The organism is Xanthocytophaga agilis (assembly GCF_030068605.1).
Lineage (GTDB): Bacteria > Bacteroidota > Bacteroidia > Cytophagales > 172606-1 > Xanthocytophaga > Xanthocytophaga agilis.
Genome location: NZ_JASJOU010000004.1, coordinates 90,983 through 106,878, shown reverse-complemented (window position 1 = coordinate 106,878; position 15,896 = coordinate 90,983). Strand labels below are relative to the sequence as shown.

General features: G+C 40.6%; 15 protein-coding genes. 3 read left to right on the top strand and 12 right to left on the bottom strand.

The features are described from left to right. Positions 1-95: 95 nt before the first annotated feature. The 4 genes from QNI22_RS13595 to QNI22_RS13580 form a co-directional block, all read right to left on the bottom strand. Positions 96-962 (bottom strand): alpha/beta fold hydrolase, encoded by an 867-nt coding sequence (locus tag QNI22_RS13595; protein ID WP_314511294.1) that lies wholly within the window; start codon positions 960-962, stop codon positions 96-98. Between the two features lie 110 nt (positions 963-1,072). After that, the gene (locus QNI22_RS13590) at positions 1,073-1,870 is read right to left on the bottom strand and encodes an alpha/beta fold hydrolase (RefSeq protein WP_314511292.1); all 798 of its coding nucleotides are present in this window, start codon (positions 1,868-1,870) and stop codon (positions 1,073-1,075) included. A gap of 29 nt (positions 1,871-1,899) precedes the next feature. Beyond that, positions 1,900-2,718, bottom strand: coding sequence for an alpha/beta fold hydrolase (locus QNI22_RS13585; protein WP_314511290.1), 819 nt, complete (start codon positions 2,716-2,718; stop codon positions 1,900-1,902). 65 nt (positions 2,719-2,783) lie between these two features. Next, entirely contained in the window at positions 2,784-3,557 is a 774-nt protein-coding gene (locus tag QNI22_RS13580; protein ID WP_314511288.1) for an alpha/beta fold hydrolase, read from the bottom strand. Positions 3,558-4,088: 531 nt separating this feature from the next. Here QNI22_RS13580 and QNI22_RS13575 point away from each other — a divergent pair. The 3 genes from QNI22_RS13575 (at position 4,089) to QNI22_RS13565 (ending at position 10,037) form a co-directional block, all read left to right on the top strand. Beyond that, entirely contained in the window at positions 4,089-4,670 is a 582-nt protein-coding gene (locus tag QNI22_RS13575; RefSeq protein ID WP_314511286.1) for a Crp/Fnr family transcriptional regulator, read from the top strand. A 735-nt stretch (positions 4,671-5,405) separates the two neighbouring features. Further along, positions 5,406-7,850, top strand: a complete 2,445-nt coding sequence (locus tag QNI22_RS13570; RefSeq protein WP_314511284.1) for an ABC transporter permease — start codon at positions 5,406-5,408, stop codon at positions 7,848-7,850. A 273-nt stretch (positions 7,851-8,123) separates the two neighbouring features. Further along, entirely contained in the window at positions 8,124-10,037 is a 1,914-nt protein-coding gene (locus tag QNI22_RS13565; RefSeq protein ID WP_314511283.1) for a prolyl oligopeptidase family serine peptidase, read from the top strand. 276 nt (positions 10,038-10,313) lie between these two features. Here QNI22_RS13565 and QNI22_RS13560 read toward each other — a convergent pair whose 3' ends face one another. The 8 genes from QNI22_RS13560 to QNI22_RS13525 form a co-directional block, all read right to left on the bottom strand. Further along, positions 10,314-10,823 (bottom strand): MFS transporter, encoded by a 510-nt coding sequence (locus QNI22_RS13560; RefSeq protein ID WP_314511281.1) that lies wholly within the window; start codon positions 10,821-10,823, stop codon positions 10,314-10,316. A gap of 252 nt (positions 10,824-11,075) precedes the next feature. Further along, positions 11,076-11,246: a DUF4113 domain-containing protein gene (locus QNI22_RS13555; protein WP_314511279.1), complete on the bottom strand. Its 171-nt coding sequence runs from the start codon at positions 11,244-11,246 to the stop codon at positions 11,076-11,078. Positions 11,247-11,334: 88 nt separating this feature from the next. Next, entirely contained in the window at positions 11,335-12,240 is a 906-nt protein-coding gene (locus QNI22_RS13550; protein WP_314511277.1) for a helix-turn-helix domain-containing protein, read from the bottom strand. Next, positions 12,240-12,569 carry a DoxX family protein gene (locus QNI22_RS13545; protein WP_314511276.1) on the bottom strand — a complete coding sequence of 110 codons (330 nt, stop codon included), beginning with the start codon at positions 12,567-12,569 and terminating at the stop codon, positions 12,240-12,242. The genes QNI22_RS13550 and QNI22_RS13545 overlap by 1 nt, the downstream gene beginning before the upstream one ends. A 21-nt stretch (positions 12,570-12,590) precedes the next feature. Next, entirely contained in the window at positions 12,591-13,205 is a 615-nt protein-coding gene (locus tag QNI22_RS13540; protein WP_314511274.1) for a class I SAM-dependent methyltransferase, read from the bottom strand. A gap of 335 nt (positions 13,206-13,540) precedes the next feature. Beyond that, entirely contained in the window at positions 13,541-14,770 is a 1,230-nt protein-coding gene (locus QNI22_RS13535; protein WP_314511272.1) for an MFS transporter, read from the bottom strand. Between the two features lie 44 nt (positions 14,771-14,814). Beyond that, positions 14,815-15,066 carry a DUF2147 domain-containing protein gene (locus QNI22_RS13530; protein ID WP_314511270.1) on the bottom strand — a complete coding sequence of 84 codons (252 nt, stop codon included), beginning with the start codon at positions 15,064-15,066 and terminating at the stop codon, positions 14,815-14,817. Positions 15,067-15,099: 33 nt separating this feature from the next. Next, positions 15,100-15,879: an SDR family oxidoreductase gene (locus tag QNI22_RS13525; protein WP_314511267.1), complete on the bottom strand. Its 780-nt coding sequence runs from the start codon at positions 15,877-15,879 to the stop codon at positions 15,100-15,102. Positions 15,880-15,896: the final 17 nt, after the last annotated feature.

Genomic DNA, 15,896 nt, shown 5'->3' with positions numbered 1-15,896 from the left:
TAAAAACTATAGTAGACAGCTTCATTGAATTCGTTACAAAAAAGTTTAGTTCGAACCAACAGCATCTTTTGTGTACCACATAATCATAAGGTAAGCTAATTCAATAAGAAGTTATTTACCTCATTTGCGAAATCCGCACCATACTGAAATAATGCCCCATGCCCTGAGTCGCTCCACAATACAAGTTTGGCATTTGGTATATTCTGAAGCATTATATAAGAATTAATCGAGTCAACCATAACGTCTTCACTGCCATTAACAATAAGTGCCGGCTGATTTATAGAGCGTAACTGTTTGCTATCTTTGTCTGTTTCTAAGCCGTATTGTATAATTGCCCTAGCCTGGTTACCAATTGTTTCCTGGCTACTAGGCAAATCCCTGTCGTGTTGTCTTTCGGCAAGCCTGCCTAAAAAAGCCTCTCCAGCTTTGATACTGCTTGGTGTTTTGCTGAAAAAAAGGTTGATCAATACCCTGTCCGGACCATCCACAAAAGCTTTTTCCAGGTGCGACTCCAATTGTGCAATCGCTTTTCCTCCTATGGATCCTGTACCTGCCAATATTAATTTATGTACGAGTTCAGGTTGATGCGCGGCTATATGTTGCGCTATAAAGCCACCAAGCGAAAATCCAAGGAGGTTCACCTTATCGTAACCTAAGGCATGGATGAAATCTACAGCATCCTGAGCCATAGCAGGTACATTGTCAGGGGTAATCCCTTTAGAGCTGCCAACGCCTTTGTTGTTAAACAACACAACAGGATGTTGAGCAGCTATTGCATTGGTAACTTCAGGGTCCCAGTTATCCATGTTTCCAGTGAAATGTTGCAGGAATATAACAGGTATGCCCTCTTTTTTACCAAATGAGCGGTAGGTAAAATCTATACCGTTTACACTTACAGACTTCGTTGGTATTGTCTGATGGTTAAATTCCTGTAATGCGGAGATATTCTCTTTTGTTTCCATTTTGCATATGTTTTATAGATTTAAAGTAAGAACCACCGCAGATAAAATATTTTTTTCAGTTAGTAATAACTACAGTTGTTCTAACCTTTTGCGACGTTGATTTTAACTTTTTATTTTGCCTCTAAAGCTATTACTTGAGCCAGAACATGCGGGAATACTATAAAAGGAGTATGGCTTGAAGGAAGAGAATATACTCTTTCTATACCTGCATCCTTCGCCATTTTTTGCTGTAGTGTATATCCGATAGTATGATCATTGAGGCTTGAAACAAATACCTTACTGACCTTTCCGAATCTGCCCTCACTGAGGGTTACCGGAGTAGCTAACGGAGCTAATGGTTCAGGTTTTAGATTATTGCTTACATAGTCAGCTACCTGCTTTGGCGCATCTGCTAAAAAAACATCCGTAATACCATCTTTTTTTATGCTGGCAATTCCAGCTTTCTCATCTACGATAAGATTTTTTCCGACATGGCTCTCTGCATCAGTTTGTGCAATGGACAGCAAACTTTCACCGTTTTTAGGTACATAAGCCGCTATATAAATTATCTTCTTAATTTGTGGGGCGAGCTGTTCCGCTACTTCGCTTGCCACAATACCTCCAAAACTATGACCTACTAAAATGACATTTTGTTTATTTCCAATGGCTTTTTTAACTTCATCAACATAGAGCTTGAGGCTAATCGCTGAAATCGCCGTATTATCGCGTCCATGACCAGGAAGGTTAACCGGTATAACAGAATTGCCTTCTGCTATCAAATCGTCGGTTACATGTTGCCAATCACCTGATGATGACCAGGCTCCGTGGATAATTACGATAGTATTGGAGTTCTTAGCTTTGCTAGTCTGCGCGAAAGCGGTGAAGGTTGTGATAAAAAGTGCGGTTATTACTAAAATTAAATTTTTCATGATAGACGATAGATTATAAGTATTACTATTTAGTTATTAGCTATTTTGGTAAGAAGTGATGATAAGTTATCAGGTTGCGAAAGAAAGGGGCTATGTCCGGTATTTATCTCAAGTACAGATTTGACATTCCCGGTTGAAATCATTTTATTTTGCAAGTACGGCGATACAACATGATCCTGTAAAGTTTTGATATATGCTTTTTTAACGGATCCGAAATTTTGTCCGGTAAGCGTTACAGGATTAATAAATGGAATTAATGGTTCCGTACGGTAGTTATTTAGCACCAGGTTTTGTACTTCCGGGGTTCCATCCTGAATAAACAAATCAACAATTTGGTCTTGTTTGACATCTACTGTATAGGTATCGGTATGGAAGATCAATACATCCTTACCTCCAAGGTGTGAATCCGGATCCATATGTGCCAAACTGTCAAGTGTCAGGCCTGAAACAGGCAGATAAGCCGCTACATAGATCAGTGTTTCTACTTTTTCAGGTATTGACTCTGCTACCGAAGAAATTATCATTCCACCCAGGCTATGCCCTACAAGTAAAACCTTTCCGTCTACCGTGGAAATTGCATTCATTACTTTTTCCTTATATTTATCCAGTGTTATTTCAGTGGGAGGGGTTTGGTCAGCACCGTGGCCCGGCAACTCAACAACAATTACATGGTTACCCTGCTTTTCAAGATTAGCTTTCACGGCTTGCCAGGCATACGGCGCCTGCCAGGCTCCATGAACCAGGACATAATTTTTGGGGTTTGCAGGTTGCACATCATCGCTTGAGCAGGATGATAAAATGAACATAGCTACAAGAACAAGTAGTTGTATTACTCTTAATTTTTTCATGATTAGTAATGGGTATTAGATTAGTATAGGGAGAATTTATTTTTACTTACTTTCTAAGAAGCTGTTTAAGCAGCTTCCAAAGCTATAATGGCTGATAGCACTTGAGGAAATACAATAAATGGAGTGTGACTTGACGGGAGTGAGTAGGTTCTTACAATACCAGCGTCTTTAACCATTTTTTGTTGAAGTAAATAACCAATAGTAAGGTCATTTTTGCTATGTACATACACCTTAGCAATTTTTCCAAAACTGCCCTCGCTAAGGGTCACCGGAGCAGCTAATGGAGCAAGAGGCTCTGGCCTCATAGTATTGGCAACATATTCGGCCACTGCTATTGGGGCATCCGCTAAGAAAACTTCAGCAATTGCATCTTTAGCGATACTGGCAACTCCAGCTTTTTCGTCTACAATCAGGTTTTTACTTATCAGGCTCTGCGTATCAGTCTGCGCAAGTGATAATAAACTGTCTCTGTTTTTAGGTACGAAAGCTGAAATATAAATCAGTTTCTTAATCTGAGGAGCAATCAACTCTCCTACTTCGCTAATTACTATTCCACCGAAACTATGACCTATCAATGTTACATCCGTTTCATTACCAATAGCTTTTAAAACTTCGTATACATAAAGTTGCAGGCTAACATCTGAGATTGGTGTCTCATCACTACCATGGCCGGGAAGATTTACGATGATCAGATTGTTTCCTTCAGAAGTCAGGTAGTCAGCAACATAATGCCAATCTTTTGCTGAAGACCAGGCTCCATGAACAATTACAATGGTGTTGGTCTTTTTAGTTACCGGAGAACTTATAGTTGCTTTGGTGTTATTTTTCTCGTTTTGCATATTATTACTTGTTTAATTCTATGCAAAGAAAGAGTGAATAAAACCTTTATCTCTTGCCACAAGACAAGTAATGAAATTGAAGCTCTATTTTTATTAAATTTGAATGATGACAGGTATTGAAGCGCTGACATATCAATACAATGTATAATACAGAGAACAGTAGCCTCTTATTAATCATATACAGTAAAGACAGGCTGGTTATATATATTCACGCTATGGAACGATGTAAATACCTATAGTATTTAAACTGTCAATAAGTATTTTCAGAGGTTTAAGTAATAAAAAAGCCCTCTTAGTATACATTTTTTCCGCTCAGACAGAGCATGCCTAAATGTTAGTTTTATTACCATTGAAAAACTAAAGATGAAAATTTGATTACTTGTCATAGGACAAGTGCAAGAGTTTCTATTATATTTTTCTTTGCAATGCCAACCCGAAATGGATGAAATTGAAAAATAAGAATCAATGGAAATTTAAGTATTAGCCTAAGGGACAAATAACTCTTTTCTGTTTAACTTTAATACAATAGCAATGGATAAACAAGGATTAAAAAATTATATAATCAAGAATTTGTCATTTCCAGACCGTACACTGGATGAGGTAGTCGAGTATTTTGAAGAAATAACCATTTTGAAAAATGATTTTTTTCTTAAAGAGGGAAAAGTAAATGAGCATTATTTCTTTTTGCAGAGTGGTTTTATGAGAGCATTTACGTATGATAGTGAGGGAAATGAGATCACGACTAATTTTTATCAGAAAGATAGTGTGGTATTTGAAGTGTCATCATTCTATTTAAGAACCCCTTCTACTGAAAATATTCAAGCAGTGACGGATTGTTATGGCTATGCCATTAGCTATAACCAATTGAATTTATTACTGCATGCGATTCCTGAGTTCAGAGCCTATGGCGTTAAAATGTTAGCGAGAGAATATGTGCTCTATAAAAAAAGAACACTTGAGTTAATAAATTTAAGCGGTGAAGCACGTTATGAAAATTTAATGAATAGCAATAAAGAGGTATTTCAGCATGCCCAATTAAAACAAATTGCTTCGTACCTGAATGTTACAGATACTTCGCTAAGTAGAATAAGACGCGAATTCTCAAAAAAATAGACCATTTGTATTAATAACACCTTACACCGACTTTTATATTTGGGGGTACTCTACGTGTTGATCCTTTTCAATCCTATTTGATGACAGCATATCAGAACAAGAATCAACCTAAATTTTGGATATGAGTAAAACCTAAGCCTATACTTTTGAAAAGTGCGGGCTTGGGTTTATTTTTGAGTAAGACCTCTTTCTTCATCTCTTTATTGTCTCAATCATCACTCTACTTGCAGCATCCTACTTTTTTGCTTGTCCAAAAAAGTAGGCCAAAAAAGACACTTTTCTCCAATTCTCCCGCCCACAGGCCAAAGGCCAACCTCGCGGAGAAAAGACTCTCTACTCACCTACACCACCTTTCGCGATTGGAGTTTCCTTTGCTCTCTTTGTAGCTTCTTTAGTTTACTATGTATTCCACGTCAAAGTCAAATCCTTTTACTTAAAATTCGGGATGGCTCTTGTTTTTATACAAACACAAATATGATGGATGACAGCTATCCAATCGCTAAATAAAGGGTGGTGGACTCATTTATCATCTGTAAAAAACAGCAGTCTTTTTGATACGGCTTGACTCGTTAATGGGTTATTTGACGAGATCCCTATAAAAATGAACTCTGTCTGATCCCTCCTCTTTATCAGACTATCGCAGAATAAAATAAGATGCTATTTTTTCATTGCATGCAACCTGACAACTCAATTAAGCATCTTACTCTCAAAGGTTTACCTCTATACTTTGTCCCTATGCTCCAGAACTATCTGACTATCGCCCTGCGCAACTTATGGCGCAACAAAGCTTTTTCGGCTATCAATATTTTTGGTTTGGCCATCGGCATTGCCACATGCCTGCTGATTACCTTGTACGTACTTGATGAACTGAGCTTTGACCGCCATTTTAGTAAAGCTGACCGCATTTACCGGATGGGTTTCAGCGGTAAATTCAACGGACAAGTACTGGATGCAACTGCGCTAGGGGCTCCATTAGCGCGGCAAATGCGGGTCGATTATCCTGAAGTGGAAGAATCGACCCGGCTGCGGGTTTCAGGCAATCCCTTTGTGACCTATGGAAACCGGACATTTAAGGAAGATAAATTTGTGTATGTTGACTCTAATTTTTTTCAGGTATTCGACATTCCTTTCCTAAAAGGTGATCCCAAAACGGCCTTGTCGCAACCCAATACGATGGTGATTACCCAGGCCATTGCCCGGAAGTACTTTGGCAACCAGGACCCAATGGGCAAAATGCTCCAGTTGAAAAGCTGGAATAATACGTATAAAGTAACGGGTTTGATTGAGAAGGTTCCGGCCAATACCCATTTCCACTTTGACCTGTTTGCGACTATGCTCAACCACGAAGATGCCAAGCAACAGATATTTGCCAATTTTAACTTCCCTACCTATATAGTACTGAAGAAAGGCTATGATTATAAGCAGTTGGAAGCCAAGCTACCCACAATTGTCAACCGGTTCATTGAGCCGGAATTCAAACAATACCTGGGCGCTACTACAGCTGACTTACGGAAGGCAGGCAATCAAATGGTTTTTTTCCTGCAACCACTCACTGACATCCACCTGCACTCGCACCAGTATGATCAATTGGAAGCCAATGGCGATATTCGCTACGTGTACATTTTTTCGACCATCGCCGGCTTTATGCTGCTCATTGCCTGCATCAACTTTATGAACCTGTCTACCGCTGGTGCCGCCCGACGAGCCAAAGAAGTAGGTATCCGCAAAGTACTGGGATCGGCGAAAGGGCAACTAGTTGGTCAGTTCTTGTCCGAATCGATGCTGTTGGCCGGTTTCGCACTGCTACTGGCTGTACTCATCGTGGTTTTCTGCCTGCCAGCTTTCAATGGACTTACAGGTAAAACGTTTTCTTTTTTTTCCATTGCTCAAGGGTGGTCGGTAGCGTGTCTGGTTGTTTTATGCCTATTAGTAGGCTTACTCGCAGGGAGTTATCCGGCATTTTTCCTATCCTCCTTCAAACCGATTGCAGTGCTCAAAGGAGGCAATCCGACAATACAGTTGGTGTCAGGTAGCCGTCAATCAGGCCTTCGGTTACGAAGTGCACTGGTGGTATTCCAGTTTTTCATTTCCATCACCCTAGTAGTGGGCACCACGGTAGTTTACCAGCAATTAACCTACATGCAGAACAAGAAGATTGGCTTTGACAAGGAGCAGGTGATAGTGATTCACGATACCTATGCTCTACAGAAAAATGAGCAGGCTTTCCGCAATCAGCTTTTGCAAGATTCACGCGTAGTACGAGCGAGTATTTCCGACTACATTCCAGTAGGACCGACCAATTATGATTATAGTCCCGTTTTTCCAGAAGATCATCCGACCCAAAATGTGGTGATGGGGCACTACCGGGTCGATGAGGAGTATTTACCCACGCTGGGAATGGAACTGGCTCAAGGACGAAACTTCTCTAGGAACTTTGGCACAGACTCTCTGGCGGTGATTATGAATGAGTCTGCTGTCAAGTCATTGGGATGGCAGAAAGACCCGCTGGGTAAAAAAGTACTTCGCATTGTGGATGGAAACGGTACAAAACGAGCCTATACGGTCATTGGTGTGGTGAAGGATTTTCATTTTAAGTCCCTACACGAAAAGATTGGCCCACTCATTATGTTTATGGGTGATAATTCGGGCAGTATTCTGGTGAAGGTAAAAACCAAAGAAATCGCGGGCTTGCTGGCTTCATTCAAAAAACAGTGGAGTGCCTTCCCCTCTGATGCACCTTTCGGGTATTCCTTCATTGATCAACGGTTTGAATCGGTTTATCGGGTCGAACAGAAAATCGGGAAAATCATGAGTATCTTCTCCAGTCTGACCATTTTCATTGCGTGCCTGGGACTGTTTGGCCTAGCTACCTTTACCGCTCAGCAGCGCAACAGGGAATTCGGCATCCGCAAAGTACTCGGAGCAAGTGTAACAAACATTATTGGGCTGCTTTCCAAGGACTTCCTGCTGCTAGTGTTGATTGCTAATCTGACTGCCTGGCCTATCGCTTATTATGCCATGAACCGTTGGCTGGAAGATTTCGCCTACCGCATTTCCATCAGCTGGTGGGTGTTTGCCTTGGCGGCGGTGGTAGCCTTACTTATCACGCTGGTAACGGTGAGCTATCAGGCAGTGAAAGCAGCCCTGGCCAATCCGGTAACCTCACTCAAAACAGAATGACCTGAACAGAATAATTTGTCTTACGGTTGAGTTGTCCCATTATTACTCGTTCTGTTTACCATCCCAAGGTAAGCTGTTGATAGTATAGACAACAAAACAGTTCACACTATCAACAGCTTACCTGGAAAGACACTAATTTTCCTTCTCTTTTTGAGTTTCCCTCCTTGCGACAGGCAACCTGTGGAAGTAACAAATCACGAAAACAAAACAAGCTTATGGAATAATTTGTATCTTACCATTCCACAAAAAAGCTACTACTTAACCTGTTTCCTTATGCATAAGAAAGTCATTTATCTGATCATTGGATTAGTGAGTGCAGGCATACTCTGGCAATGCACTTCTCCAAAAAGTAAAGGTGAAAACACTGATTCTGCATCACCACCCAAACAATATACCATATCACAATTTATGAATACGGTGAGGCTTTCCGGAAGTTCATTTTCTCCGGATGAGTCCAAATTATTATTTACAAGTAACCAATCCGGAATATTTAATGCCTATGAAATAGCTTTGACCGGTGGGACACCCAAAGCACAGACGGAATCTAAAACGAATTCCATATTTGCTATTTCCTATTTTCCAACAGACGAACGCATCTTGTTTTCAAGTGATAAAGGAGGAAATGAAATAACCAACATCTATAAAAAGGATATGGATGGAAAAATCACTAACCTGACTCCTGATACAACGGCAAAATCCGAATTTGTCGGTTGGAGTGCGGATAAGAAAAGTTTCTTTTATGTGACTAACAAAAGAAACCCTCAATTTTTTGATCTGTATGAAATGGATGTAACACAGTTTCAGTCAAAGCTTATCTACAAGAATGAACAAGGGTTAGATGTAGGAGCTATATCCGATGATAAAAGATATCTGGCCTTATACAAGTCAATAACTACAAGCAATACCGATATTTACATCTATGATGCACAAACGAAAAAGACATCTTTGATTACAAAACATACAGGAGATGTTGCCAATAGCCCTCAAACCTTTAGCCCCGACAATAAAAAACTATATTACACTACAGATGAGAGAAGTGAATTTGCGTACTTGAAAAGCTATGATCTGATAAGTGGAAAGGCACAGAAAGAGGCAGAAGAGCCGTGGGATATTTCGTATATGTACTTTTCAAAGAAAGGAAAATACAAGGTAATTGGTATTAACAATGATGCAAAAACACAAATTAAGATCTATACAGCAGTCGACAATCAATTGGTGAAATTACCCTCTCTGCCAGCGGGCGAAATCACAGGAGTGACTATTTCGGATTCAGAAAAGCAAATGGCATTTTATGTAAGTAGTTCCAAATCACCCAATAGCTTGTATGTTTACAACTTTGAAACGACCGAATATAAAGAATTAATCAATGCAATGAATAAAGAGATTGCAGCAACTGACTTGATAGAGGGAGAGGTAGTTCGGTTTAAATCGTATGATGGGCTGGAGATTCCCAATATTTTATATAAGCCCAAAACAGCAACGCAAGATCAGAAAGTTCCTGTAATGCTGATGATTCACGGAGGACCAGGAGGTCAGACGCGACTCAATTATTCTCCTATGATTCAATATCTAGTCAATCATGGGTATGCAATCCTGGCAGTAAATAACAGAGGAAGTTCAGGATATGGAAAAACCTTCTTCACAGCTGATGACCAAAAACATGGAGATGCTGATTTGAAAGACTGTATTGCTTCAAAGAAATATTTAGCCTCATTACCTTGGGTAGACACAACGCGAATAGGTATAATGGGAGGAAGCTATGGCGGATATATGACCCTGGCAGCTTTGACATTTGCTCCAGAAGAGTTTAAAGTCGGTGTTGATATCTTTGGCGTTGCCAATTGGTTGCGGACATTAAAAAGTATTCCACCCTGGTGGGGTTCTTTCAAAGATGCACTGTATAAGGAGATGGGGAATCCGGCTACAGATTCTGTTGCTCTTTATAACAAATCACCTCTGTTCCATACCCAAAGAATCAAAAAGCCTTTGCTTGTCATTCAAGGAAAGAACGATCCAAGAGTATTAAAAGTAGAATCAGATGAGATTGTGGCGGCTGTAAAGAAGAATAATGTTCCCGTGGAATACATCGTGTTTGATGACGAAGGCCACGGATTTGTAAAGAAAGACAACGAAATAAAAGCATATGAAGGAGTACTTACATTTCTGGATAAACATCTGAAAAAATAGTAGCTCTGAAAAATAAAAAACCTGCCTGGATTGACTTACATCTTTTAGGCAGGTTTTTGTTTTAGAGGATGTTTAAATTAGACACATTAAAGAGGCGAAAAGAGCAAATTTTAGAGCGAGTCAAGTTATTTACCTATAACTCAATTGCAACATAGCCAGCGACTATGGGTTGATAAATAGGCGAAGGCGCAGCCTAAAAGATGCTTTTGCAGCCTTTACAAAATAATTTTAGACATGCTCTGTTATGTACTTGCTTATGTTAAGCTTTTTGAAGTATTAGTGACATAATAGTGCTAATCTATAGGTATCTGGCAACACAAGAAGTACGGCTACCAAAATAAAAACAGCCATCATGGCTAGTATGATAAATACCCACTGCCATCCGGGTCCTGCCGTTACATAGCCACCAATAGTAGGGGCCACCATGGGCGATGCACCTACTACCAACATGAGCAGCGCAAAAACTTTGGCATTCTCATTGACTGGAAACAGGTCGCGTACCATGGCCATAGATGCTACCGCCGCCGCGCAACTTCCTATAGCCTGAATCACACGCAAAACAATCAGTTCATCTAGTGTAGTAACCATCGCACAGCCAATAGAGACAATGATGTAAATACTTAACCCAACAAACAACGGCTTTTTACGTCCAAATTTGTCTAATAGCGGTCCGTACAATAGTTGCCCCGCTGCCAGACCAATAAAAAAGCTGGAGAATGATAGTGCTACACCAGCCACGTCGGTGTGCAAACAGGTTGCAATAGCCGGAAATCCCGGCAAATACATATCTATCGAAAAGGGCCTAACGCTGTTAAAGTTCCTACTATTAAAATAAGTGAGATATAACGTTTTCTGTCTATAATTTAACAAAGTAGTACCAGGCAGGCATGTTCTATAATACTGCTCTCATGTGATAGTGGAAGTTTGTCTGTGCTTGCAATGATGTTAAAAAGTCTATATATATAAAGCCTGATATCTCAGGCTTTATATACTTTAAAACGAACTGTCTTCTGGATATTTTTTTTCAATCGGCCCGAGTCAGATTTTATTCATTCTGATTCTATCCTCTTTTCTATGACCTTCATACAGGCTTTTTGTGTGATTTTTATGCATCATCGAAGGCATCTGCCAGGCTTGAGCTGTTCCGTTGGATGCCAGAAACACTATCCCTGCTCCCCAGCATGCATTAATCTTGTCAATAACCGCCATCAGAGCCGGATTAGAAGGCTGTATAAAAACAACAGGTTCGAATGTATGTTCGAACCTGTTTGGTTAGCAGTTGTCTCTTGCAGAAAGATTAATTAAAGGATTGTCTGAATTCTATAGGCGAAAGATTAGTTTTGATTTTAAAGAGTTTTGAAAAAGATTGCGGATGTTCAAATCCTAATTCGTAAGCAATTTCGCTTATAGAAAGGTTCGTTGTCGACAATCTTTCCTTAGCCTTTTCAATCAGTTTTTCATGAATATGCTGCTGAGTACTCTGCCCTGTCAATGCTTTGAGTAAACCACTTAAATAGCTGGGTGACACGTTTAAATTATTGGCAATATATTCAACAGAGGGTAATCCTTTTGATAGCAGATCCTCATTATTGAAGTAATTGGTAAGCAATTCTTCCAAACGATTCAGAAGTTGATGACTGGCCTTTTTTCTAGTAATAAATTGTCGGTTATAAAACCGCTCAGCATAACTAAACAAGGTTTCCAGATGCGCAATAATGATACTCTGACTAAAGTTATCAATATTAGCATTAGACTCGTGCTTAATATTTTTGATAATCTCATTAATGATCGCTTCTTCTTTTTCAGATAAAAACAACGCCTCGTTTATTGCATAGCTAAAGTATTCATATTCCTTAATTTTTTTGGCAAGTGGTGTATTCCACAAAAAATCGGGATGCACAAACAACATCCAGCCTGTCATGGCAGGGTTGGGTCCGCCAGGTCTTCCTTGCATCACCTGGTTTGGACCCATAAATGCCATAAGTCCTCCATCAAAGTCATAGGGCTGATGCCCATAGATAAATCCGTCACAATTTCGTTTCATGGAAATTGTATAAAAATCCAATACTATACTGACACCCGGAGCACCTTTCAAATCCGAAGTATCGATGATGCTGATTAATGGATGGGCAGGCATCGGAAGTTGCTGCATTCGATGTCCTTCATGTATCGTTTTTATTCGAATGATCTTTTTAGTCTCCATTATTTTGTGAATTGAAAAGGATATTTCAACCAGATTAACCCTAGTGGTAGTGCCAGAAATGGTATTTCAATCAATGCCATCCTGACATTATTGGCATTTAATGCCAACGCCATTATGATCAGAATAGAAAAAGCATTTAGCAAGTTACCAATAAAAAATGTTTGTGGTAGCAAAATTAATACAGCCAGGATGAGCAAGATTACACCTATCACTGGAACATATGTTTTGTTAACACCCAATTCTGTCATCATTTTTACCTGATCAGGATCATTGCCAAAATGCAACGCTGTCCAGCCATGTCTCACATGTAAAAAAATGGAAACTGCCATAAGTAAGATACTTTAAGACTTTCATTGTGCTTTTGATATTTTAAAAATGGTAGACGTTTCAACGGTTGTCTCCTGTCTCAGGGTTGCTTCACACCGGCCCAACAAAGTGAAGGGCACATAATTTATGAATTCCTGCAAATTGGTGAAATATGCATTGCCGTATTTTTGGGAACCTTTGTAGAAAACCTGATTTACAATAAGATACTTGTCAGCAAAGTGCTTTTGGAGTGTTTTTAATACGTTGTCCAGATCGGGAAGTATATACCAGACAATTTCAGAAAACAGCACACAATCGTAATTTTTGTAATTCGTGAGGTCAGAAACAATGTTGGAAATTTCAAAATCCAGGTTTGGAAATGTCTTTCTCGCTCTTTCTATCGCCATAGGAGAAATGTCGATACTTTTGGGAGTGATATTAGTTTCCTGCCGTATCCAGTTGGCATAATATCCCAATCCACAGCCACATTCGAGTACACTGCGAATGTTATGTGCTTTCAAATGCAGAATACCAGCTATTCGAGAATATTTATTGGGTTGCAAGGATTGTGTCCAGGGATCATCAAATTTTGCATACATTTCATCAAACTTTCCAATAAACTTCCCGTCTTTGATTACGTAGTCGTGATATGTTTCCATGATGTTTATTAAAGATTGTTTTACAGTATCTGAGGGTTGCCGTCATGCCTATGGAGTAGCCCCCTCAAGGGTTTGGCTTCATGAGGAATATAGTTGCCGATACAGTACACTCTCATATAATACCACTCATTGGCAGAATCTGGTTATGTCCTCAGTATTTAGTGTTTTTCCACCGAGGCCTGTGTGTCCCTATATTAGGGGCAGCTTGGTTCAAACCACTTGAAAACAAGTAGGTGTACAGAAATAAACCTAAGACAACCAATCATAAAGCATTGACTATCAAAACGTTATTCTTTCTCCTCCGTCTTTTTCCTCTCATCTCTTTATGTAAGGACTTATGTATTCAAAGAAGTATCTATCTTCCGGCTTACAATGAAACAGACAATGCCCGACAGCAGACTGAATACCGGCACCACGAGCATACCTATCTGCAAGCCATTTTCATGATTTGCAGCCGTGGCAATATCACTGATCATTCCCACCAAAAGCGGTGACAATGCGGCTGGCAACAGGCCCGAACCCAACATAAGTAATCCGGAAGCTAATGCCTGCTGACCCGGGCCAGCTACCAAATGGCCTGCACCAAACGCGTGCGGCAGCAGGAAGGCAAATGAAAACATGGCAGGTACAAGCAAGGCTATAGATAGCCAGCTTACTGGGATAAACAGCGCTACCAGAGTGGTCATTGAGGCTATGCTAAAGGCAATGGCTGGCGGATTCAGTAACCTGCCTGATCCACGATTAACGGCGTTGTCAAAAATTCGGCCGCCCAGAAGCGTACCCGCAATCCCCATCAGCCCTTGCAGGAGTCCGAATGAAATACCTACCTGACTTGCTGTTAACCCATGCGTCCGAATCAGGAACGGAGCACCAAACGCATAAAAAGGAGCAGATGCAAATCCCAACAGGTTAGCAGCTATAAACATCCAGGCGAATGCAGGCTTTGATAATAGGACTCTGCTTGCTGCGAAAAAGTTATCGTTCTTACTTTGTTCTATCGTGCTGGATTTACCTATAAATAACAATACCAAAATCACTATTACCAGACCGAACATGCCTGCACTAAAAAGCGCGTAGCGCCAGCCTATCGTGTCACTGGCCCAGCCACCTATAGCAAACCCCAGCATGGTACCCAACGGAATACCCATAGCAAACAGACCGATAGCCCGTCCACGGATCTGAGATGGAATTTTCTGTACAATCAGCGCATGGCTGGCGGGTGTTCCTCCTGCTTCGCCAAGCGCAACGCCTACCCGTGAAAGTGCCAGTGTAACAAATCCGGTTGCCCAGCCACCAAGGCTTGTCATCACACTCCAGAGCAAAATACACCCCAGCAAAATCCGGTTGGCCCATCCCTTGTCCGCCATACGGGCCAGTGGCAAAGATGCCAGTGAATAACAAAGTGAAAACGCTAAGCCGGTTATCAATCCAAGCTGTGTATCGCTAAGCCGCAGATCGACTTTGATAGATTCGGCCAGAATAAAAGGCAGTATCCGGTCTATCTGACTAAAAATACTTACCAGCAGAAGGGTAGTTAATAAGGCCATTCTCCGCCAGCCAGACACCCAGACACGGTCATCGGATAGTACTATGGGTTCGTTCTGGTTTTTCATTGTTGCCGTGTCCATTTAAATGTTTTACCCATCATGGGAACACCTTTATAGCCTCGTGTTTCAAGAGTGTCCGTACTTTTCAGTACAGCTTTCAGGTTATAGGTATTCCCTGATTTGAAAGTCTCTATTTTCAAATCTTTGTCTTCTGTTAGCCATATGCCAATGATTTTGTCTGCTGACAAAGACTGAGCAGACGAGCTGACCACTAAAGTCCATAGGACACCAGCCAGCCAGGTGATTCTTTTCATACGCATTACCTACTTATTTACAAGGTGAATAATCTATTGATTGGCATACATGAATGAAGCTCCCATCTTTCCAGCCTGTGCCATTATGAATTTGGGGGCAATTCGGCTCACTATTTGTATCACTTTTGCCAGTCCGGGATATATTTCGTCTTTATCACTTTTCATTCCTTTGATTGCCTGCTCCACAATTTTTTCAGGTGCCATCAACCTGTTGGAATCAAATCCTTCTTCATTCCTGAACTTTTCGTTTAATGGTGTCGAACTGCCAGGGGCTACTAGCTCAATCACTTTAATCCGGGTATTTTTTAACTGTACCCGCAATGCTTGAGTGTACCAGCGAAGGCCTGACTTACTGGCACTGTAGATGGGCGCTATGGGAAGAGGCATAAGGGCGATGCCCGAAGTTACATTGAGAATGACAGCATTTTTCTGTATTCGCAAATGTGGCAAAAACTCCTGTACCATGCGTATAGGTCCCATTAAGTTAATTTCTATTTCCCGGGTAAGGTCAGTCAGGTCGTGGTTATGATGCAAACTCAGCTTGCGCATTTCTCCGGCATTGTTGATCAGTATATTAAGCTGTGGGAATTCACTGATAACTCTGTTATACAAATGGCTGATCTCTCCAGGTTTGCTCACATCACTTTGTATGGTATGTACTACAGGCAGTTTCTGTTTTGTTTCCTGAAGTTTTTGGACGTTTCTGCCAGTAATGATCACGGTATTCCCCAATTCAATGAGTCTGGCGGCAAACTCATATCCAAAACCACTTGTTCCGCCTGTAATCAGGACGGTATTATTGGTTAGTTCCATTTTTTCTTAAATTTATT